The organism is Blautia sp. HA3515, assembly GCF_059933065.1.
Genome location: NZ_JAYFUY010000127.1, coordinates 1 through 22,200, shown reverse-complemented (window position 1 = coordinate 22,200; position 22,200 = coordinate 1). Strand labels below are relative to the sequence as shown.

15 protein-coding genes and 8 pseudogenes are annotated in these 22,200 nt (G+C 44.8%); 3 read left to right on the top strand and 20 right to left on the bottom strand.

Features of this window, described 5'->3' with window-relative positions:
* The first annotated feature begins 142 nt into the window (after positions 1-142).
* Both R1Y93_RS10800 and R1Y93_RS10795 read left to right on the top strand, forming a co-directional pair.
* The gene (locus R1Y93_RS10800; protein ID WP_500822805.1) at positions 143-517 is read left to right on the top strand and encodes a LysR family transcriptional regulator; all 375 of its coding nucleotides are present in this window, start codon (positions 143-145) and stop codon (positions 515-517) included.
* Entirely contained in the window at positions 432-1,016 is a 585-nt protein-coding gene (locus tag R1Y93_RS10795) for a substrate-binding domain-containing protein (protein ID WP_500822804.1), read from the top strand. The genes R1Y93_RS10800 and R1Y93_RS10795 overlap by 86 nt, the downstream gene beginning before the upstream one ends.
* Before the next feature lie 41 nt (positions 1,017-1,057).
* On the opposite strand, the pseudogene ilvC reads toward R1Y93_RS10795, so the two are convergent.
* The 5 genes and pseudogenes from ilvC to R1Y93_RS10770 form a co-directional block, all read right to left on the bottom strand.
* Positions 1,058-2,078: pseudogene (ilvC, locus tag R1Y93_RS10790) on the bottom strand (ketol-acid reductoisomerase).
* A 102-nt stretch (positions 2,079-2,180) separates the two neighbouring features.
* Entirely contained in the window at positions 2,181-2,678 is a 498-nt protein-coding gene (gene ilvN, locus R1Y93_RS10785) for an acetolactate synthase small subunit (protein WP_500822803.1), read from the bottom strand.
* Between the two features lie 131 nt (positions 2,679-2,809).
* Positions 2,810-3,376 carry a tyrosine-protein phosphatase gene (locus R1Y93_RS10780; RefSeq protein WP_500822802.1) on the bottom strand — a complete coding sequence of 189 codons (567 nt, stop codon included), beginning with the start codon at positions 3,374-3,376 and terminating at the stop codon, positions 2,810-2,812.
* A 19-nt stretch (positions 3,377-3,395) separates the two neighbouring features.
* The gene (locus R1Y93_RS10775) at positions 3,396-3,734 is read right to left on the bottom strand and encodes a tyrosine-protein phosphatase (RefSeq protein WP_500822801.1); all 339 of its coding nucleotides are present in this window, start codon (positions 3,732-3,734) and stop codon (positions 3,396-3,398) included.
* Positions 3,731-3,868, bottom strand: coding sequence for a hypothetical protein (locus R1Y93_RS10770; RefSeq protein ID WP_500822800.1), 138 nt, complete (start codon positions 3,866-3,868; stop codon positions 3,731-3,733). Before R1Y93_RS10770 ends, R1Y93_RS10775 begins: the two co-directional genes overlap by 4 nt.
* A 128-nt stretch (positions 3,869-3,996) precedes the next feature.
* Here R1Y93_RS10770 and R1Y93_RS10765 point away from each other — a divergent pair.
* Positions 3,997-4,942: pseudogene (locus R1Y93_RS10765) on the top strand (AEC family transporter).
* Between the two features lie 18 nt (positions 4,943-4,960).
* Here the strand turns inward: R1Y93_RS10765 and R1Y93_RS10760 are convergent.
* The 15 genes and pseudogenes from R1Y93_RS10760 to gltB all read right to left on the bottom strand — a co-directional run bounded on the left by R1Y93_RS10760 (position 4,961) and on the right by gltB (position 22,072).
* Positions 4,961-5,242: a hypothetical protein gene (locus tag R1Y93_RS10760; RefSeq protein WP_500822799.1), complete on the bottom strand. Its 282-nt coding sequence runs from the start codon at positions 5,240-5,242 to the stop codon at positions 4,961-4,963.
* Positions 5,223-5,696, bottom strand: a complete 474-nt coding sequence (locus R1Y93_RS10755; protein ID WP_500822798.1) for a peptidase dimerization domain-containing protein — start codon at positions 5,694-5,696, stop codon at positions 5,223-5,225. The genes R1Y93_RS10760 and R1Y93_RS10755 overlap by 20 nt, the downstream gene beginning before the upstream one ends.
* Entirely contained in the window at positions 5,680-5,904 is a 225-nt protein-coding gene (locus R1Y93_RS10750; RefSeq protein ID WP_500822808.1) for a M20/M25/M40 family metallo-hydrolase, read from the bottom strand. The genes R1Y93_RS10755 and R1Y93_RS10750 overlap by 17 nt, the downstream gene beginning before the upstream one ends.
* Positions 5,799-6,128 (bottom strand): hypothetical protein, encoded by a 330-nt coding sequence (locus tag R1Y93_RS10745; RefSeq protein ID WP_500822810.1) that lies wholly within the window; start codon positions 6,126-6,128, stop codon positions 5,799-5,801. Before R1Y93_RS10745 ends, R1Y93_RS10750 begins: the two co-directional genes overlap by 106 nt.
* Positions 6,125-7,393 (bottom strand): M18 family aminopeptidase, encoded by a 1,269-nt coding sequence (locus R1Y93_RS10740; RefSeq protein WP_500822797.1) that lies wholly within the window; start codon positions 7,391-7,393, stop codon positions 6,125-6,127. The genes R1Y93_RS10745 and R1Y93_RS10740 overlap by 4 nt, the downstream gene beginning before the upstream one ends.
* A gap of 180 nt (positions 7,394-7,573) precedes the next feature.
* Complete coding sequence (locus R1Y93_RS10735; protein ID WP_500822796.1) at positions 7,574-7,900, bottom strand: cupin domain-containing protein; 327 nt, start codon at positions 7,898-7,900, stop codon at positions 7,574-7,576.
* Entirely contained in the window at positions 7,897-9,120 is a 1,224-nt protein-coding gene (locus R1Y93_RS10730; protein ID WP_500822795.1) for an LL-diaminopimelate aminotransferase, read from the bottom strand. The genes R1Y93_RS10735 and R1Y93_RS10730 overlap by 4 nt, the downstream gene beginning before the upstream one ends.
* Before the next feature lie 58 nt (positions 9,121-9,178).
* Positions 9,179-10,622 (bottom strand): annotated as a pseudogene (gene gatB / locus R1Y93_RS10725) (Asp-tRNA(Asn)/Glu-tRNA(Gln) amidotransferase subunit GatB).
* Positions 10,619-12,096 (bottom strand): annotated as a pseudogene (gene gatA, locus R1Y93_RS10720) (Asp-tRNA(Asn)/Glu-tRNA(Gln) amidotransferase subunit GatA). The pseudogenes gatB and gatA overlap by 4 nt, the downstream one beginning before the upstream one ends.
* A gap of 11 nt (positions 12,097-12,107) precedes the next feature.
* Positions 12,108-12,403 (bottom strand): annotated as a pseudogene (gene gatC / locus R1Y93_RS10715) (Asp-tRNA(Asn)/Glu-tRNA(Gln) amidotransferase subunit GatC).
* A gap of 14 nt (positions 12,404-12,417) precedes the next feature.
* Positions 12,418-13,808: pseudogene (aspS, locus tag R1Y93_RS10710) on the bottom strand (aspartate--tRNA(Asn) ligase).
* A 57-nt stretch (positions 13,809-13,865) separates the two neighbouring features.
* Positions 13,866-14,420, bottom strand: a complete 555-nt coding sequence (locus tag R1Y93_RS10705; protein WP_500822794.1) for an ANTAR domain-containing response regulator — start codon at positions 14,418-14,420, stop codon at positions 13,866-13,868.
* 74 nt (positions 14,421-14,494) lie between these two features.
* On the bottom strand, positions 14,495-15,817 hold the full coding sequence (locus R1Y93_RS10700; RefSeq protein WP_500822793.1) for a glutamine synthetase family protein: 1,323 nt from the start codon (positions 15,815-15,817) through the stop codon (positions 14,495-14,497).
* A gap of 214 nt (positions 15,818-16,031) precedes the next feature.
* A pseudogene (locus tag R1Y93_RS10695) lies at positions 16,032-17,519 on the bottom strand (glutamate synthase subunit beta).
* Positions 17,520-17,521: 2 nt separating this feature from the next.
* A pseudogene (gene gltB, locus R1Y93_RS10690) lies at positions 17,522-22,072 on the bottom strand (glutamate synthase large subunit).
* Between the last annotated feature and the right edge of the window lie 128 nt (positions 22,073-22,200).

Here is a 22,200-nt window from a genome sequence, read left to right as displayed (position 1 = left end):
GAACGGAGTGAACAGTAACGCTGTCCACTTTCTCCCGGCTGCTCGACTTGAATTTATATTGGTATTCTATCACAGCTTCTGCTATAATGAAAATACATATTTATCATACTTGCTATAAATACTATTTATGGGAGGAGCTTTTATGCAGGAAAATCTTTCACTATACCACATTTTTTATGTTACAGGCCGTACCGGAAATATTTCACAGGCAGCCAGGGAATTGTACATCAGCCAGCCTGCCATCAGCCATGCCATCAAAAAGCTGGAACTGAATCTGGATACTGTTCTTTTCAAACGTAATTCAAGAGGAGTGGAACTGACTGCAGACGGACAGCTTCTTTACGAAAAAGTAAAAGAAGCTTTCTCTTTACTTGGAGAAGGAGAAGAATCCATCCTTCATAATCATTCCAGGGAGATCCCACGGCTGCGGCTTGGAGCCAGCTCCACCTTGTGTAAATACGTACTTATGTCTTATCTTCAAAACTATATCTCTGCTGAACCCTCAGGTACGTATTAACATTTCCTGCCAGTCCACTTATCAGACCCTGAAGCTTCTGGATGACAACAAGATCGATCTTGGACTGATCGGCAGACCCCGTAAGCTTACCGGTTATCATTTCCGTCCACTGCTTGGTATACAGGACACCTTTGTGGCAACCAGACAATATCTGAAAAACCAGCAGCAGCTTTTCCCTTCTGAACCTTTGATCCATACGGCAACGTTTATGATGCTGGATGAAGATAATATCACCCGCCAGTCAGTAAATTCCCTTTTAAAAGAAAACCGTATAGAATTAAGCCATATTCTGGAAGTAACATCTATGGATCTTCTGATCCAATTTGCAAAGATCGGGCTTGGAATTGCCTGTGTGATCCGGGAATTTATCGAAGACGACCTGGCAAGCGGTGCTCTTGTAGAAGTACCTATGGGCTTTGCCTTTCCGGTACGGCAGATAGGATTTGTATGCAGAAAAAAAGAAGAAGAACTGCCTCTTCTCAGACAGTTCTTCCCATAATTGAAATATAAGGCAGGTAAAACCTGTTTTGCAAATAATGATTAGTTATTGATCAGCTTGTCCTCGCCATTCCAGCTGTAGAGTTTACGGATCTCCTCGCCAACCTTCTCTGACGGATGCTCTGCAGCTTTCTTTCTCATAGCTTTAAAGTGAACCTGACGGCCTGCAGGGCTCATATCAAGCAGGAATTCTTTTGCAAAAGTACCATCCTGGATATCGGAAAGGATCTTCTTCGATAGCTTTCTTTGTATCTTCTGTGATCAGCTTTGGTCCTGTAACATAATCGCCATACTCTGCAGTATTGGAGATAGAATATCTCATGCCTGCAAATCCGGACTGATAGATCAGGTCAACGATCAGCTTCATCTCATGGATACACTCAAAGTAAGCATTTCTCGGATCATATCCAGCCTCACAAGAGTCTCAAATCCAGCCTGCATCAGGGCACATACACCACCGCAAAGTACAGCCTGCTCACCAAACAGGTCTGTCTCTGTCTCTGTTCTGAAAGTAGTTTCAAGAACTCCGGCTCTTGCTCCACCGATACCAAGTGCATATGCAAGTGCCATATCAAGAGCTTTGCCTGTGTAATTCTGTTCTACAGCAACCAGACACGGAACACCTTTACCAGCCTGATACTCACTTCTTACTGTATGTCCAGGTCCCTTAGGAGCGATCATGGTAACGTCTACGAATTTCGGAGGGGACCACGCATCCAAAATGAATATTGAAGCCATGAGCAAACATCAGCATGTTGCCTTCTTCCAGGTTCGGCTCAATGTCTCTCTTATACATATCTGCCTGCTTCTCATCATTGATCAGAATCATAATGATATCAGCCTGCTTTGCAGCCTCTGCTGCTGTGTATACTTTAAAGCCCTGCTCCTCTGCTTTCTTCCAGGAACGGCTTCCTTCATAAAGTCCGATGATCACATCACATCCTGAATCCTTTAAGTTCAGTGCATGAGCATGACCCTGGCTGCCGTAACCGATGATTGCGATTTTTTTACCCTCAAGTAAAGAAAGGTTACAGTCTTCCTGATAAAAAATTCTTGCTGCCATTATAAATTTCCTCCTACTGTTTATCTATATATTGTTAAGAGTATGCCCAGTACCCTGGATACAGACATCTCCTAGCGAACTGCTTCTGTGGGCTTTCTATGTTCAGAAGTAGCAGACTCCTACGCTGCCTCTGGAAAGTCCTGTCACACCGGCTCTTGCCAGTTCCAGTATCTCATAGTCTCCCATAAGATCGATAAAGGCCTCCAGCTTACTCTTGCTTCCTGTCATCTCAACGATCAGCGAATCTCTGCTAACATCAACTATACTTGCCCTGAAAATATTGGCCACTGAAATGATCCCGTCACGCTGCTCCGGCTTCGCTGCAACTTTAACCAGCACTGTCTCACGAACAACGCTCTGCTGTGGATCCAGAACCTTAATATCCCTTACATCCACCAGCTTGGAAAGCTGATTCGTAATCTGACCCAGAATGGCATCATCACCACTGCATACTACTGTAATGCGTGTAAAATTCTCGTCTGCTGTCACTCCTGCAGTAATGCTGTCTATATTATAGCCGCGGCGGCTGAACAGACCGGCGATCCGGCTCAGCACACCGGAAGTGTTGTCTACCAGCAAAGATAAAATCCTTTTCTGCAAAATCGACTCCCTCCCGCCACCTATAGGCTTTTTACTTTTTTATCATTATAGCAACAAAATTCTGTTTGTCAATGCGAAAAACCACTTTATTGCATTAATTCATTAAAAAAAACAAATTCCAGACCCAAAAGTCAAATCAGGTACTTATCTCTAAGCTCTTCCACCGCTCTTGGAGTAAGGTACAAGCCTCTTCTAAGGAAGCGTTCCACAGTACCGTATTCCTGGCGGATGATCTGAAACACCCGATCAATATAAGCTTCCTTTACTCTGAAAAAGATACTCATATTCTCGGCGACCCGGGGGCTGTCCATACCCATTGCCTCCAGATATAAAAGCATATACTGAAGCTCTGCTTCCAAATAGGCATTGGAGCGCATGAAATCTTCTCTTATTGTTTCTTCTGGAATATCAAGGGCACAAAGCAAAAGAGCCGTAGCCACTCCTGCCCTGCCTGTACCGTCCCAGCTGTGCCAGAGCACTGCCCCTTCTTTATGACGGATCAGTACATCCAAAAACCTGGCATACTGATTCACAGAGTAACGGTCACGGATCAGATTCTCATACATCTGTTCCATGTATTTTTCACCGTCTCCCTGGTAGGTCAAAAGCCGGTTACAAACCCTGCCATCTCCAAACAGCCCCAGATTCTCTTCATCCAGAATAGGAATGTGGTAATACTCCACACCTCTAAGGATCACATCCGGTTTTTCCTTTCGCTCAATATTGGAGCGCGAAATCCACCACCGTTTTTACCCGATACTCTTCTGTAAGCAGCTGCTTATCAGCCTGCGAAGCATGATACAGTTCTCCGCTGCGCAGAAGCTTTCTTGGAAGGATATGCCGGCCATCCCTGGCAGTCAATGCTCCCAGATCCCTGGTATTGGAAAGGGACTGCAGCGGAAGTCTGCCACCTCTAGGAAAACCAACTGCCATCTCCGGGTTCAGAGCTTTCAGAAGGCGGAGACAGTCCTGTACTTCTTTCTCTGTCATGTCAAACATATAACGTTTTTTACGCTTGGTAACAACAACCAGATAGTTGGAAATGATCTGTTTCACACTTCCTCCGGGGAATCGTCTCCCTCCCGACGCATATAAGCCCACACAATGTCCTTACAGGGAAGGCTGTTCAGCATCATGTGGCGGCTGTATGCCAGATAACCATCTTCTATACGTATCTTACCGTATCTCATATATATAATCTTCCTCCATTTTGCTGTACTCCGAAAGAATAACACATTCCGAAAAATTTGACAATTCCTACTGTAAGGCTATAATAAAAACACGACACATCTTACTACAGAAAGGAACAAATACTAAAATGGAAAACCTGATCTTTTGTCTTAATGCAACAATTCCTATCTTTCTCACTTTGATGCTGGGACTTTTTTTCAGAAAAACCGGACTTTTTGATGAGTCTTTTGTAAGCAAAATGAACAAATTTGTTTTTAAAGCTGCCCTTCCTGCCCTTCTTTTCCAGGACATTGCAGATATGGATATCTACAGCGTATGGGACGGCAAGATGGTGCTTTTCTGTTTTTTTGCCACACTGATCAGTATCCTGATCTCTATAGGCTTTTCCTTTCTTTTAAAACCCAGGGATATTCAAGGGGAATTTGTCCAGGCATCCTACCGAAGCAGCGCTGCTGTGCTTGGTATTGCCATTATCCAGAATATGTATGGAGATGCAGGAATGGCTCCTCTTATGATCGTTGCCAGCGTACCTCTTTACAACATTATGGCAGTCACTGTGCTGTGTCTGTTCCGTCCTGGTAATTCAGGAATTTCCATGCCAGTCGATCAAACGCACCCTGAAAGGGATTGCCACCAATCCTATCATCCTTGGGATCGTTGCCGGCTCCATCTGGTCCCTGCTCCGTCTTCCTATGCCCAAAATTCTCTCTACTACCGTTGGGAATCTGGCCAAAACTGCCACACCTCTGGGACTGATGGCAATGGGCGGCGCCCTGGAATTTAGGAAAGCATTTTCCAGGATCCGTGCAGTACTTGCCTGTACATTCTTGAAACTGGTTGGATATACAGCACTTTTCCTGCCGGCAGCCATGCATTTCGGTTTTACTAAAGACAAGCTGGCAGCCATTCTGATCATGCTTGGATCTGCAACTACCATCAGCTGTTATATTATGGCGAAAAATACAGATTATGAAGGCTCCTTTACCTCAGGTGTAGTTATGCTTACCACCTTGCTAAGTTCCTTTACCCTTACCGGCTGGCTGTTCCTGTGCCGCTCCCTGGGTATGCTTTAAATCTATCCCGGATGCCTGTTATGCATATTTTCTTATGATCTCATAAAGGGTCTGCACACTGGGAAGAAGAATCCTTTCATCGATCTGAAACTTCGGATGGTGAAAAGGATGCTCTTCTCCTGGGACTGCTGCAAGAAAAACGCAGAACAGTCCCTTTGTCTGCTGATAATACCGATATGCATTATCTCCTGTAAGAAAAAGCTCATCTTCTCCCTCCAGCAGAAAATGAGATCCGAATATTGTTCTTCCTGTGTCTGCTGCTATGGCAGTAAGAACAGGATCATTTGCAAAAGGAAGCACCGGGTCTTTCGGGAAGCTCTAAGCACACCTGTGCCCCGGTTGCTTCTTCCACCTTATGGAAGGCCTGCTCCAGGGCCTTTTTTAATTGTTCAAAATCCTCTCTATAGCAGGCTCTGATATTTCCCACCAGCTTCACCTGATCTGAAATAATATTAGGATATTCCCCGCCATGTATGGTGCCGATCCCGGCAACATGAGGTCCTTTTCCCACATAATCACGGCTGATCTCATGAACCTTCTGGACGACAAGACCAGCTGCATAAATACTGTCAATCCCTTTTTCCGCCTGACACCAGTGACTGGACTTTCCTTTTATCAGAATTTCCATTTTGCCGATCATAGCGGAGGCCTGCCCTTTGTGGACTGCCATACCAAGGGGCTGATCACAGGCATAATGGAACATTAAAAACCCGTCAGCTTTCCCGCCCTTATCCTTGTCAAGAGTCTCCCCCATCCAGCATCCGTACCGTACCCTCTCCGATCTCTTCTGCCGGCTCAAACAAAAAGCGGACAGCCACCGGAAAATCCTTTTCCCCGGAAAGGATCTTTGCCAAAGTCAAAGCCACTGCCAGTATCCCATCATGACCACAGGCGTGCATGCAGCCTTCATTTCTGGATGCATAAGCCAGACCTGTACACTCCTGCACAGGAAGTGCATCCATTTCTGCCCGCAGAACCACCATTTTTTCTCTGTTTTCATACAGGGGTGCTCTGCGATCAGACCTGTAGGCAGCACATGCCTGACCTGATACCCTAGTTCTTCCAGATATTTCTGTATAAATGCAGAAGTTTGAAACTCCTGCAAAGCAAGCTCCGGATACTGATGGAAATGCCGCCGAAGGCGGATCACTTCCTCCTCATATTGTAAAAACTCTGTTTTTTTCAACTGAAAAACTCCTCCGCTGCCTGGATCAGATAAGTAGTATCTTTCACCCCTGCTGTCTCAAAGCAGGAATGCATGGCAAGCTGTGGCAGTCCGATATCTACCGTATTGAGTGCTGCCTGATTATTGGAAATATTGCCTAATGTGGAACCACCTGCAATATCAGAACGATTCACAAAGATCTGATAAGGCACCTTCACCCGCTGGCAAAGATCCTTAAACACTGCACCTGTCAGACCGTCTGTGCAGTATTTCTGATTTGCATTATATTTCACAACAATTCCTCCGTTGATCACCGGACGGTTCACAGGATCTGCTTTTTCAGCATAATTCGGATGAAGCGCATGGGCATTATCGGCAGAGATCATAAAGCTTCCAGCCATTGCAGCCAGATATTCTTCATAGCTTTTTCCAAGGCCCAGATAAATGCGAAGGAGACAATCCTTCAAAAAGGTAGAAGCTGCCCCCTGCTTGGTACTGCTGCCAACTTCCTCATTATCCAGCACACAGTGGACACATATGGAATTTTCTTTTTTACCCTTCAGGAAGCCCTCCAGGGAAGCAAAAGCACACTGCAGATCATCCAGCCTTGGAGCAGAAATAAATTCCTCTTCAGGTCCCCAGATACTGCCCTCAGTTCTTGGGTACAGAAACAGATCATGACCAAGAATGTTTTTTTCTTTTACACCTGCTGCCTGCGCGATCCGCTTCATAAAGCTGCCCTTTGCATCTCCAAGTCCGTATAAGGGCAAAAGATCCTTCTGAGCATTATATTTGTATCCATTATTGGCTTCTCTGTTCATATGTATGGCAAGACTGGGAATCAAAGCCATATCCTCATTCATATCCACCAGGATCTGCCGGATCTCCCCTTCCTCCCTGGCGATCACACGCCCTGCCACAGAAAGAGGCCTGTCAAACCAAGGCGCCATCAGCATTCCTCCATAAGGCTCCACATTCAGACGCACATACATTCCTTCTACATTTATCTCCGGATTCTCTTTGATCTTTAATGCAGGAGAATCACTATGGCTTGCCAGTATGTGAAAATGATCTGCCCTTTCTTCCGGTATGGAAAAAGCTGCCAGTGCGGAATGATTCCTTGTTGTAAAATATCTGCCTCCCGGACGGATGTCCCAGCATTCCTTTTCAGACAATTCCGTAAAGCCCTTGTTCAGAAGGCGTTTCTTCATCTGTTCCACTGCCTGAAATGCAGAAGGGCTTTTCTTTATAAATTCAAGTAATTTTTCAGCGTTTTTTCTGTACATATCCTACATCTCCTCATCCGTATGATATCCTGATTATACGCCACATTCCATTTGGCCGCAACCGGAAGGATACGGCACTTAATGTGCCTATTACATTTTTTTACTTTATTGGAACATTACTGAGTAATTTCCTGTAAAGTAAAAAAGCTGCTGTACCACCTGGGTACAACAGCCTGTCTGTCAGTCTTTTATGATCAACGCCATAAAAACAAGATCTGAGTTACCTGTATTTGATAATCCGTGTCCTTTGCCAGATGGAGTATAGGTAATATCCCCAGCACTCACCGGACGATATGCACCATTATCATTATACTCTCCCTGACCTGCAAGAATATAATAGGTCTCACTTTCTCCATGATGCTCATGATAACCAAGGGAGCATCCCGGCTCCAGTGTTACTTCTGCATACAGACCGCATTTTCCTGCAAGATAAGGCTCCTCCAGGATCTCCTTAATGATCACATGGCCATTTCCTTCGCACATATGCTCAATACGGCTTACCTTCATAATGAAACCTCCTTTTCAATCCTGTTGATCGCCTCCAGCGTATTCTCATAAGTACCAAATGCAGTAAGGCGGAAATATCCCTCACCCTGGGCACCAAAGCCGGAACCAGGAGTACCTACTACATTTGCTTTTTCCAGAAGATAATCAAAGAACTCCCAGGATGTCATTTTCCCTGGTGTTTTCAGCCAGATATACGGTGCGTTCACGCCACCTGAAACAGAAAAGCCAGCATTTGCAAGAGATTCCCGGATCGTTCTGGCATTCCGCATATAATAGCCTACCTGTTCCTTTAACTGTGCCTTGCCTTCCGGAGAATATACAGCTTCCCCTGCACGCTGCACAATGTACGGAGCGCCATTAAACTTAGTGCCATGACGCCTTGCCCACAGATCATGAAGCGCCACACCATCACGTACCAGTTCTTTTGGAATTACGGTAAAGCCAAGACGCACACCTGTAAAGCCTCCATTTTTGGAAAAGCTGCGCAGCTCAATGGCACAGGTTCTTGCACCTTCACACTCATAAATGGTATGTGGAACATCCTCTTCAGAAATATATGCTTCATAGGCTGCATCATAAATGATCACGCAGCCGTTTTTGTTGGCATAATCCACCCACTGCTGGAGTCCCTCTTTTGTAATGGCACCACCTGTTGGGTTATTAGGGAAGCAAAGATAGATCAGATCCGGCACTTCTTCCGGCAGCTCCGGCAGAAAGCCATTCTCTTCCCTGCAGGGCATGTAGATCACCCCGTCAAAATTCTCACGCTGTGTATTGTAAAGGCCTGTACGTCCTGCCATAACATTGGTATCCACGTACACCGGATAAACCGGGTCGCACACTGCCACCTTATTATCCAGTCCAAAGATCTCCTGAATATTTCCGGAGTCACTTTTGGCTCCATCCGAAACAAAAATCTCATCAGCACAGATCTGACACCCTCTATCCTGATAATCATTTTTGGCAATGGCATTTCTCAGAAAATCATAGCCAAGATCCGGTGCATAGCCGCGAAAAGTCTCTGCATGAGCCATCTCCTCCACAGACTTATGAAGGGAATCGATAATTGCCGGTACCAACGGCTGGGTCACATCTCCAATTCCAAGACTTATGATCCTTGCATCTGTATGCTCTGCCTGATATGCTTTTACTTTCTTACCGATGGTTGAAAAAAGATAACTGCCCGGTAATTTAAGATAATTGTGATTTACTGTTACCATAAATATCTCCTGCCTGCCAGAAGCCTGCTGCTATATGGCATCCTGGCTTGTTTTAGTTTTATTTTCGTTTGCTGATCTCATCAGCAAGAGCCTCCCGAACACCTGCCGGGTTTGCTTTTCCCTTTAATTCTTTCATGATCAGTCCTACAAAGTAACCCATAACCTTATCCTTACCTTCAAGAAGCTGGGCAAGAGGCTCCGGATTCTCATCCAGGATCCTGGTCACTGTACTTTTCAGCAGGCCTGTGTCTTCAACAATTTTCAGACCTTTCTCTTCAATGTATACCACAGGATCAATATCCTGGTCAAACACTTTTTCAAATACCCTTTTTGCATTCTGGGCACTAACCTGTTTTTTCTCTACCATATCCAGCAGATCTGCAAGATGCTTTGCACTAAAATGTACCTTTTCCGGCTCCATTCCCTTTTCTTTTACAAGACGAAGCACTTCACCCATAAACCAGTTTGCAGTTTTTTTCGGGTTCCCGGACAGCGCAGCTGTTTCTTCAAACAGATCAGCCAGATATCTGGATTCTGTAAGGATTTCCGCATCATAGGCTGGAAGTCCATATTCATTTTGATAACGCTGCTGCTTTTCTTCACGGAATTCCGGAAGCTTTGCTTTCAAATCCTGGATCCACTGGTCTGAAATATGGATGGGTGGAAGATCTGGATCCGGAAAATACCGATAATCCTTTGCATCTTCCTTAGAACGCATGGCATGGGAAGATTCTTTGTTATCATCCCATCTTCTTGTTTCCTGCACTACAGGTCTTCCCATTTCAAGAAGCTCGATCTGGCGCTACCGTTCCCCTTCAATAGCTCTTGCAATCGCTTTAAAAGAGTTCAGGTTCTTCATCTCTGTTCTTGTTCCAAATGTTTCAGAACCCACCTCACGGATAGAAAGGTTTACATCTGCACGCATAGATCCTTCCTGCAGCTTACAGTCAGAAACGCCCAGGTACTGCATGGTGCAGCGCAGCTTTTCCAGGTATGCGATCACTTCTTCTGAGCTTCTCATATCCGGCTCAGAAACGATCTCGATCAGCGGCACACCACTTCGGTTGTAATCTACAAGAGAGCAGTCTTCCCATTCATCATGGATCAGTTTTCCTGCGTCCTCTTCCATGTGCATTTCATGGATACGGATCTTCTTTTTGCCCGCAGAAGTCTGGATCTCTACCCAGCCGTCATGACAGATTGGCAGATACAGCTGGGAAATCTGATAGTTCTGAGGGTTATCCGGGTAGAAATAATTCTTTCTGTCAAATTTGCAATACTGGTTAATGCCGCAATTAGTTGCAAGCCCGGCTTTTAATGCAAATTCAACTACTTTTTTATTTAATACAGGAAGAGAGCCCAGGCATACCGGTACACACCGGACAAGTGTGTGTATTTGGTGCTCCTCCAAATGCGGTAGAACAACCGCAGAATATTTTTGTTCTCGTAGCAAGCTGCTAGCTCTGAACCTCCAGACCGATCACTGTTTCATACTGTTTCATGCTCTGGCACCTCCTTCTTCCGGAGTTCCAAAATCTCCTCTTGCCTGCTCGTAGACATGTGCTGCACGCAGGATCTTCTTCTCCATAAAGCAGTCACCGATCGTCTGTCCCGCCAATAGGAAGCCCTGTATGGTCCTTGCCGCAGGGAACAGAAATCCCAGGCAATCCGCACAGATTGACTGCAACTGTATAAATGTCTCCAGATACATCAGCCAGCGGATCCTTCAGGCTTTCTCCGATCTTTGGCGCTGTATAAGGCGCTGCCGGGGCAAGAAGTACATCATATTTTTCAAATGCCTGGTTAAACTCCTCCTTGATCAAAGCTTTTGTACGCAAAGCTTTCAGATAATATGCATCGTAATATCCGGAACTAAGTACAAAGGAGCCAAGCATAATACGTCTTTTTACTTCTTCTCCAAAGCCTTCTGTTCTGGAACGCTTGTACATATCATGAAGACCTTCATATTCTTTTGCCCTGTATCCATATTTCACCCCATCAAAACGCTCCAGGTTGGAGCTGGCTTCTGCACTGGCAATGATATAATAAGCAGGGATCATATATTCCATGGTTTTTACTGAGAAAAACTCAACGATCGCCCCAAGCTCTGTAAGTGTTTTCAGCACTTCCATAAAAGCAGCCTTTACTTCCAGGGTCAATTCCCTCTGCCAGATATTCTTTGGGAACACCAAATTTCATACCTGTGATCTTTCCGTTTGAAAGCTTCCATAAAATTAAGATCTTCTCTTTTTTGGGATGTACTGTCCTTGGGGTCATGACCTGCGATCACCTGAAGAAGTGCAGCACAATCTGCCACATCCTTTCCTACAGGTCCGATCTGATCCAGGGAAGACGCATCAGCGATCAGTCCATAACGGGAAACTGTGCCGTAGGTAGGTTTCAGGCCTGTTACTCCGCAAAAAGAGCTGGGCTGGCGGATAGAACCACCGGTATCTGAGCCAAGTGCCATATAAGCTTCTCCTGCTGCTACCGCTGCACAGGAGCCGCCGGAAGAACCGCCGGGTACATGCTCCAGATTCCATGGGTTTCTTGTGATCCCATAAGCAGATGTTTCTGTGAGTACTTCCCATGGCAAACTCATCCATGTTTGTTTTTCCGATAATGATCATCCCTGCCTTTTCCAGCCGATCGATCACCTCTGCCTGGTACTGAGGCTCAAAGCCTTCCAGGATCTTTGAAGCACAGGTAACAGGCTTTCCCTGTACACAGATGTTATCCTTTACCGCAATAGGCACACCTGCAAGCGGACCTGTATAAGTGCCGTCTGCAATTCCTTTTTCTACCTGTTTTGCTCTCGTATATGCTTCTTTTTTATATAAATCCAGATACGCATGTACTCTGTCTTCTTTTTTCTCGATCTGGTCAAACACAGACTTTACACCATCAACCACACCGATCTGATGCTGTTTTGATCTTTTCCGCCAGAGCCAGCGCTGTCATTTTTTCCAAATCCATGGTTTTCTCTCCTATCCTATGGTCTTGGGCACCTGATATTGTCCATCTTTTGCTTTTGGTGCATTCTTCAGCATTGCCACACTTTCATCTCCATTTGTCACCACATCCTCACGGAATACATTAGCATCCCCGAAAATATGAGACAGTGGTACCACACCAGATGTATCCAGTTCATCCAGCTTTTTCAACATAATCCAGCATTTTCTGCATATCAGCCTTAGCCTTTTTCTCTTTCCTGTCCGGAAAGGGACAGCTTTGCCAGAATGCATACATTTTCCATTGTTTCATCATCTATGATCTTTGCCATTTTTCCATCTCCTCTTATGGCTCCAGCCTGTTCATATCTCTGGGAACAGACATGTTTCACGTACGTTATCCTCTCCCAGCAGCTGCATGGTAAGACGCTCCAGACCGATTCCCAATCCGCCATGTGGCGGCATTCCATGTTTGAAGGTATCCAGATACTCCTCCCATTCCTTCAGTTTCCATACCTCCGTGCGGCTAACTTGTCACACAGTGCCTGGTAATCATGGATACGCTGCCCTCCTGTGGTGATCTCCAGACCATGGAACAGAAGATCAAAGCTTAAGGTATACCTGGTATCTTCCGGATCATCCATAGCATAGAAAGGACGTTTTTTAGAAGGATAATGGGTTACAAATACAAAATCCGCATCATATTCTTCTTTAAAGTAACGGCCGATCAAGGCTTCTTCCTCAGGCTCCAGGTCAAATGGATTACGGATCTGGCGTTTGTACTTTTCGGACACCAGTTGTTTTGCTTCATCAAAACGTACCTGTGGGATCCTGGACACATCCGGAAGCTGAACCTTCAGAATTTCCAGCTCCTTAGCATAATCCTTTTTCAGAAGCTCCATAGCATACTGAAGATATCCTGTCTCCATGGCCATGATCTCCTGAAAACCGTCAATATATCCCATTTCAAAATCAAGGCTTGTATATTCATTCAGATGACGTTTGGTATTATGCTTTTCTGCACGGAACACAGGTCCCGTTTCAAACACACATAGGTGCCGTAGATACTGCCAAAGTCCATCATCTGTTTATAAAGTTCGGGCTTTGCGCAAGAACAGCAGGCTTTATGGAAATTTTTTAACTGTAGTTTGAACATTATTTGCACCGCCTTTTTCGGTTTTCTCCTCTTTTTTTTTTTTTTTTTTTTTTTTTTTTTTTTGGGACCGATCTATTGGTGTATGGATCTCTGTAAATCCCTGTTCATAAAGATAATCTCGAAAAGCTCTTGTAAGACCTTCCTGGATCCTGAATTTTGCCCTTTCCTGAAGGTTACGAAGAGAAATGGAACAGGAAGTTCAGCTTTGCTTCCAGAGAAGTATTCAGCTTCCATTTATCAATTGCCAAAAGGAAGAGGTTCTGCCGGTGATGACAATACTTCCAGATTTGAGATCAGAAGCTCTCTTCCCTGTGGTGCACGCTCCTCCAGACTGACAGTTCCTGTCACTCTTACGGTCATGGCCTCTTTCAGATCACGGACAGAAACATTTGCTTTTCCCTCTTCCAGTACCGTCTGAAAAAGCCCTTCTTTTTCTTTAAAATAACGAATGCAATTTCACCCATATTTCGGATACTGTGAATCGCACCTGCCACACAAGCCTGCTGATTCAGGATGTGGTCACTTAAAAGTTCTTCAAAGCTGCATTCTTTCTTTTCCCATTTACCATCCAAAAATTTCATTTCCTCATCCTCCATATTCACAGTGAATTGCTGCCCTTTCAGGCATTTTCTTAAATTTTATACTTCATCATACAGGAGCATTAATACCATCTGTGCTGTTTCTACCATATTAGTACCAGAATCCATACTGCATTTCTGTATATAACGGTATGCATCCTCTTCATTCAGATGATTGCGCTCCATTAATAAAAATTTTGCATTAGATATATAATTCTGTTCTTTCCAGCTACGGGGCTTTGGCCGTTTCTTGTCTTTTTTCCATCGTCTTTCCAGCTGTGAAAGTACCATATCAACTGTATTGACCAGATCACTGGCTTTCATAGGCATTTCCACAGATAAGACGGAAGATGGCGCCTCTCCGATCACTCTGGCTGATGCAAGCAGCAACAGCTGAAAATAGGAAGGCAGATATTCCAATATATCCCGGTAATACATATCCGGCAAATGGTAGCCACAGATCAGGATTCCCCCATCCAGTTCGGACATGCTTGCCAAAGCACCTGCACCTGTGCTGCATACCGAAGCCACGGAAAATCCATACCGGATCAGGATCGCCCGGATTTTTTTCGCATCTTCGATCTTAGGCAGCGCAATTACAATGCTGCTATTCATACGTACCCGCCACTCTCTTTCGTCTTTGTTATACAAACCTTCACGCTGGTATTTCGTATTCCTGTTTCATGTCCTTAAATACGATACAGGTATTCTTCAATTTCCCATTGTGTCACCTGTCTTGTATAACGAAGCCATTCCTTCTTCTTTGCAGCGGTATATTCCTCACAAAACTCCTTGCCAAGAACCTCTTTCATCCACTGGCTTTTCTCAAATTCTTCTACAGCCTCACGAAGATTCTCCGGAAGATTACCTATATTCATGGCTTTCTGATCAGATTCAGACATAGAACGATTGGAAGACTTTGTAGGATAGGTCTTCTTTTCAATTCCATCCAGGCCTGCAGCCAGACAGCAGGCAAATACAAGATATGGATTGGCTGCCGCATCCGGGCTTCTCAGTTCGATCCCTGTCTGTTCTCCTCTTGCACCTGGAATCCTGATCAGGGAATTCTGATTATTTGTAGTCCAGGTAAGCTCTGTAGGCGCCTCATATCCTGGCACCAGACGCTTATAAGAATTTACCACCGGATTGGTGATCAAAGCCATTTCCCTGCTGTGGGCCAAAAGGCCGCCAACAAAGTAATACGCATCCTCACTTAACTCCTGTGGATTCTCTGGATCCACAAAAATATTTCTGCCCTCTTTAAATAAAGAAAACCGAATATGCATACCGGATCCGTTAGCATCCACTTTAGGCTTTGGCATAAAGGTAGCATGAAGCCCATGACGCTTTGCAATAGTACGCACTGCCATTTTAAAGGTCATAATGTGGTCAGCCATTTTACGGATCTCATCACATCTGAAATCAATCTCATGCTGTGCCGGTGCAGTCTCATGATGGGAGGATTCGATCTCCATTCCCATATCCTCCAGATTCAGCACCATATCTCTTCTTGCATTCTCTCCCAGATCCACAGGACTGATATCCAGATAGCCAGCCTTCTCATGAGTCAGTGTGGTAGGCACTCCATTATCGTCTGTATGGAACAGGAAAAACTCACATTCCGGATCAATATAGCAGGTATAGCCATTCTGCTCTGCCATTGCGGCTGTTCTTTCTAATATATATCTGGAACTGCGTTCATTTGGTTTTCCGTCCGGCGTATAAATATCGCACAACAGTCTGGCAACCTTTCCCTGCTGGGGACGCCATGGAAGGATAGTAAAAGTGTCAAGATCCGGATAAAGATACATATCTGGTTCTTTTTCTCCTGCGATCCCTGCAATGAAAGATCCATCTACCACGCATTCGTTATTTAATGCCCTTGGAAGCTCTCTTGCGGTAATGGCTATATTTTTCAACGTTCCAAACATATCCGTAAACTGCAATCGGATAAACTCTACATCTTCATCCTCCGCCATCTGTAAAACTTCTTCTCGTGTATAATTCCCCATCTCATTCTCTCCTTTATAATAAAAAAGAGCATACTTCATACAACCCCTGTATGAAGAACGCCCTTGTTCATGTTGAACATTATAGCAACGGCATTATTTGTTGTCAACTCCTTTATCACTGTGAATCAAAAAAAATACAGCCACAGAAGCCTTAAAAAGCTTTGCAGCTGTATCATTGTGCATGCAACTGTGATGGTGCCGGACAGTTACAATTTTACAGATATGAATATCCCATCAAAGATTCATCCACTCTGCTTTGGCAGCTTCTCTGCCTTCACGGATCGCCCATACAACCAAGGACTGGCCTCTGTGCATGTCTCCTGCTGTAAACACACGCTCCACACTTGTTTCATATCCATTCGGTTTTGTTTCCACATTGGTACGTCCGTTTACTGCTACCTTAAATGCATCTGTCACATATTTCTGGCTTCCAAGGAAACCTGCTGCGATCAGTACCAGCTCTGCCGGGATCACTTCTTCTGTTCCTTCTACAGGTACCATCATCATACGGCCTGTTTTAGGATCTTTCTCACTTTTCAGCTTAACGATCTTTGCCTGGCATACATTTCCGTTTTTGTCAGCAATAAATTCCTTTACTGTTGTCTGATAAACTCTTGGGTCATGGCCAAATACAGCAATGGCCTCTTCCTGACCATAATCTGTTTTCAGCACTCTTGGCCACTGTGGCCATGGATTATTCGGTGCCCTGTGTACAGGCGGCATTGGCATCATTTCCAGCTGGGTAACGGATTTGGCTCCCAGACGGATAGATGTACCTACACAGTCATTTCCTGTATCTCCGCCTCCGATCACAAGCACATGTTTTCCCTTTGCTTCCTCATAAGGCGCTTTCTGGAAATCAGAATCCAGAAGTGTTTTTGTAACCTTAGAAAGAAAATCTACTGCAAAATAAATACCTTTTGCTTCTTCTTCCAGGGACTTTGATATCCCTTGGATTGGATGCACCACAGGCAAGGATCACACGGTCATACTGTTTCAGCAGCTCTGCTGGGGTAATATCCACACCAACATTAACTCCCGTCACAAACCTGACTCCCTCTTCTTCCATTAAATGGATCCTTCGGTCGATCACAGATTTATCCAGCTTCATATTCGGGATTCCATAGCGTAGCAGCCCACCGATCCGATCGTTTCTTTCATATACAGTAACCTGATGGCCTCTCCGGTTCAGCTGCTGTGCTGCCGCGAGTCCGGAAGGACCACTGCCTACTACTGCAATGGACTTGCCTGTACGCACCTTTGGAATCTGAGGCTTTACCCAGCCGTTTGCATAAGCAGTCTCAATAATGGCACGTTCATTTTCCTTGGTAGATACAGGCTCTCCGTTAATGTTGCAGGTACATGCAGCCTCGCACAGTGCAGGGCACACCCTTGATGTAAATTCCTGGAAGGAATGGGTCTTGCTCAGTCTTAAGAATGCCTGTTTCCAATTGCCTGTATACACCAGATCATTTGTTTCTGGTACAAGGTTGTGCAGCGGACAGCCGGAAGCCATTCCTCCAAGCATCATGCCCGACTGGCAGAAGGGAACGCCGCATGCCATACAGCGTGCCCCCTGAAGTTTTTGTTTTTCTTTATTTAACGGAATACGAAATTCCTTAAAATCAGCAATTCTTACTTTCGGCGGCAGAACCTTTGCCGTCTCTCTGTCATAATCTAAAAATCCAGTTGGTTTTCCCACGGTTATGCCCTCCTAATACTTTCATAAAACGCTTCCATCTGTGCCTGTTCGCTGTTCAGTCCTTTTTCTTCCAGCTTTGCACTTAAAGTCACCATGTGCTTATACTCATTTGGAATCAGCTTTTTGAAATGAGGAAGATATTCGTCAAAGTCTGCCAGCACCTTTGCTCCCAGTTTTGAACCGGTAGCCTGTACATGTGCTTCGATCAGATCCCGCAGTTCCTTTTTATCATATTTATTTTCAACCTTTTCAATGGAGATCATGGCTTTATTCAGATTCTTGTAAAGCACATTGTCTACATCCAGCACATAGGCAATACCACCGCTCATACCTGCTGCAAAGTTTTTCCCGGTTTTGCCAAGAACAACCACACGACCGCCGGTCATGTACTCACATCCATGCTCGCCAACACCTTCTACAACTGCACATGCACCGGAGTTACGTACTGCAAAACGCTCTCCTGCCATTCCGTTGATAAATGCAGTTCCGCTGGTAGCACCATACAAAGCAACATTTCCTACAATAATATTATCCTCTGCTTTATAACCGGCTTTTTCCGGAACCTTTACCACAAGCTTTCCACCGGAAAGTCCTTTTCCAAAGTAATCATTACTGTCACCGGTAAGTTTCAGGGTAAGTCCCTTAGGGATAAACGCACCAAAGCTCTGTCCGCCTGCACCTGTACAGTTGACTACAATTGTATCATCTGCCAGGCCTTTTTTATGATTTCTAGTGATCTCTGCACCCAGGATCGTTCCAAAAGCCCTGTCTGTATTTGCAACATTTACAGAGATTTCTGTTTTGCTTCCGCTGACAATATTCTTACCGCATTTCTTAAGAAGTACTTTTTCGTCCAATGTTTTTTCCAGTTCAAAATTGAACTCTGCTTTCGGATCAAAAGTAACCTTCTCCCCTTTTGCTGCATACGGATTGTTCAGAATAGCAGTCAGATCCACTTTGCCCTTATGAGGCTCCTTTACCTTATCAGATGCAACCAGAAGGTCTGTACGTCCTACCATTTCTTCCAGGGTACGTACGCCTATCTTTGACATATATTCCCTTAATTCCCTGTGCGATAAAACGCATGAAATTCTCTACATATTCCGGTTTTCCTTTAAATCTTTTACGCAGCTCCGGATTCTGTGTTGCCACACCTACCGGGCAGGTATCCAGGTTACATACACGCATTATCACACAGCCCATTGTTACAAGGGAGTGCAGTTGCAAATCCAAATTCCTCTGCTCCAAGGAGAGCTGCCACAGCCACATCTCGGCCACTCATCAGCTTTCCATCCGTTTCAATACGTACACGGTTACGCAATCCGTTCATCAGAAGTGTCTGATGTGTTTCGGCAAGTCCCAGTTCCAGGGAAGTCCGGCATTATGGATAAGCTTGCTGGTGCAGCTCCTGTACCGCCATCATAACCAGAGATCAGGATCACCTGTGCCCCAGCCTTGGCAACACCGGCTGCAACCGTTCCCACACCTGCTTCAGATACAAGCTTTACAGAGATATCTGCATATTTATTGGCATTTTTCAGATCATAGATCAGTTCAGCCAGATCCTCAATAGAATAGATATCATGATGCGGCGGCGGGGAGAATCAGACTTACTCCTGGTGTGGAATGTCTTGTCTTGGCTACCCATGGATATGCCTTTTGCAGGCAGATGTCCGCCTTCACCAGGCTTTGCTCCCTGTGCACATCTTGATCTGGATCTCACGTGCAGATACCAGATCAACGGCTGGTAACACCAAAACGTCCGCTGGCAACCTGCTTGATGGCAGAGCAGCGATCATTGTCTGTTCCTGCAGAATCCAGACGCTCCTCACTTTCACCACCCTCTCCTGTATTGGATTTTCCATGAAGATGGTTCATTGCAATGGCAAGAGTTTCATGTGCTTCCTGGGAAATGGAACCATAAGACATTGCTCCTGTTTTAAAGTGCTTTTACGATCTCATCAACACTTTCCACTTCCTCCATAGGCACAGGCTCTTTGGCATATTTAAAATCCATCAGGCCTCTTAAATTACCATGGTTTTCTTCGTCAACCTTCTTTGTATATTCTTTAAACAAATCATAGCTGCCTGTCCATGTAGCCTGCTGGAGAAGGGAAATGGTCTGGGGATTGTATTTATGCTCCTCACCCTGACTTCTCATCTTATGAGCACCTACACTGTCAAGAGTAAGATCTGTCGTAAGTCCCAGCAGATCAAACACCTCAGAATGGAGACGTTCTACATTGTCCTCAATATCTTCCAGGGTAATACCACCTACACGGCTGACTGTTCCTGTAAAGTATTTGTCGATCACATCCTGAGATACACCAATAGCCTCAAAAATCTGAGATCCCTGATAGGACTGAATGGTGGAAATACCCATCTTAGAAGCAATCTTTACAATACCGCCAAGCACTGCCTGATTGTAGTCATTGACTGCTGCATAATAGTCTTTTTCCAGCATATGGGCATCGATCAGTTCACGGATCGTTTCCTGTGCAAGATACGGATTAATAGCACTTGCGCCATAACCCAGAAGGGTTGCAAAATGATGTACCTCTCTTGGCTCTCCGGACTCCAGGATAATTGCAAGGGAAGTGCTTTTCTTTGTTTTTACCAAATGCTGATGCACAGCGGATACTGCCAGAAGTGATGGAATAGGCATATGGTTTTCATCAACTCCACGGTCGGAAAGTACCAGAATATTGGCTCCGTCACGATATGCCTTATCTACCTCCACAAACAGTCGGTCAATGGCACGTTCCAGCTTGGTACTCTTATAATATAGAGTGGAAACAACGGCTACTTTAAAGCCTTCATAGCGCATTTCCTTGATTTTAAGCATATCTGTATTGGTAAGGATAGGATTGTTGATTTTTAATACCTGACAGTTTTCTGGTTTCTGCTCCAGCAGGTTTCCATCCTTTCCAACATATACGCTGGTACTGGTAACAATCTCCTCACGGATCGCATCAATAGGCGGATTTGTAACCTGTGCAAAAAGCTGCTTAAAGTAATCAAACAGAGGACGGTTTTGTTTGGAAAGAACAGCCAGAGGCGTATCCACACCCATGGCACCAATACTTTCTGCGCCATTTAATGCCATATTGCGGATCGAAGTCCGATACTGCTCATAGGTATATCCGAAAGCCTTCTGCAGGCGGGCTCTTTGCTCTTCTGTATATTCCTCGATCCTCTCATTTGGGATATGGATATCCTTCAGGTGCAGAAGATTGCTGTCCAGCCACTCTCCGTATGGCTGTTTTTTTGCATACATTTCTTTAAGATCATTATCATCAATGATCTTACCCTGTACAGTATCCACAAGAAGCATTTTTCCAGGATGAAGACGCTCTTTTAATACGATTTTTTCTTCCGGTACAGGAAGAACTCCTGCCGCTGAGGACAAGATCACATATCCATCAGATGTAACATAGTATCTGGATGGTCGAAGACCATTTCGATCAAGGACAGCTCCCATCACATCACCATCTGAAAACAGAATAGAAGCAGGTCCGTCCCATGGCTCCATCATAGTTGCATAATACTGATCGAAATCCCGTTTTTCCTGAGAAATGGTATCATTATTTGCCCATGGCTCCGGAATGGTGATCGTCACTGCAAGAGGCAGATCCATACCACTCATCATCAGAAACTCCAGTGTATTGTCCAGCATTGCTGATTTGGAACCGCTTCTGTTCACAACTGGAAGCACCTTAGACATTTCCTGGCTCAGATATGGGGATTCCATATTTTCTTCTCTGGCAAGCATCTTATCTGCATTTCCACGGATCGTATTGATCTCGCCATTATGTACGATCAGACGGTTAGGATGTGCACGTTCCCAGCTTGGATTTGTATTGGTACTGAAACGGGAATGAACCACTGCAATGGCAGATTCATAATCCAGGCTTTGAAGATCTTCAAAAAAGGTGCGAAGCTGTCCAACCAGAAACATTCCTTTGTAAACAATGGTCCTGCTGCTCATAGATACTACATATGTATTATCATTGGACTGTTCAAACTCCCTGCGGACAATATACAGTTTCCTGTCAAAATCAAGGCCCTTCTCCACATCATCTGGTTTTTTTATAAATGCCTGCATGATATAGGGCATACACTCACGTGCTTTGTGTCCAAGTACATCCGGCACAGTGGGCACTGTACGCCATCCAAGGAATTCCAGTCCTTCTTTTTCCACAATGATCTCAAACATTTTCTTTGCCTGGGCACGCTTGATCTCCTGCTCGAGGGAAAAAGAACTGTCCAATTCCGTACTCCTCTTCTCCTTTCTCCATCTCAATGCCCTCTTTCTTACAGGCTTTTTTGAAAAATTTATGAGAAATCTGCAAAAGGATTCCCACACCATCTCCGGTTTTTCCTTCTGCATCCTTACCTGCACGATGGTCCAGATTTTCCACAATACGCAGGGCATTTGCAACTGTTTCATGGCTTTTTTTACCTTTAATATTTACAACTGCACCAATTCCGCAGTTATCATGTTCAAATTCCGGGCGGTAAAGACCCTGCTGGTCATTTGCCACTTCTCTCATATTTCCTCATCCTTTCTGTACGGTCTTACTTTTAATTTCTTTTTTTCGGTCTACCGCTGCCTGTACAAATCCACGGAACAGCGGATGCGCATGGTTTGGTCTTGACTTGAATTATCAATCCTATGGGT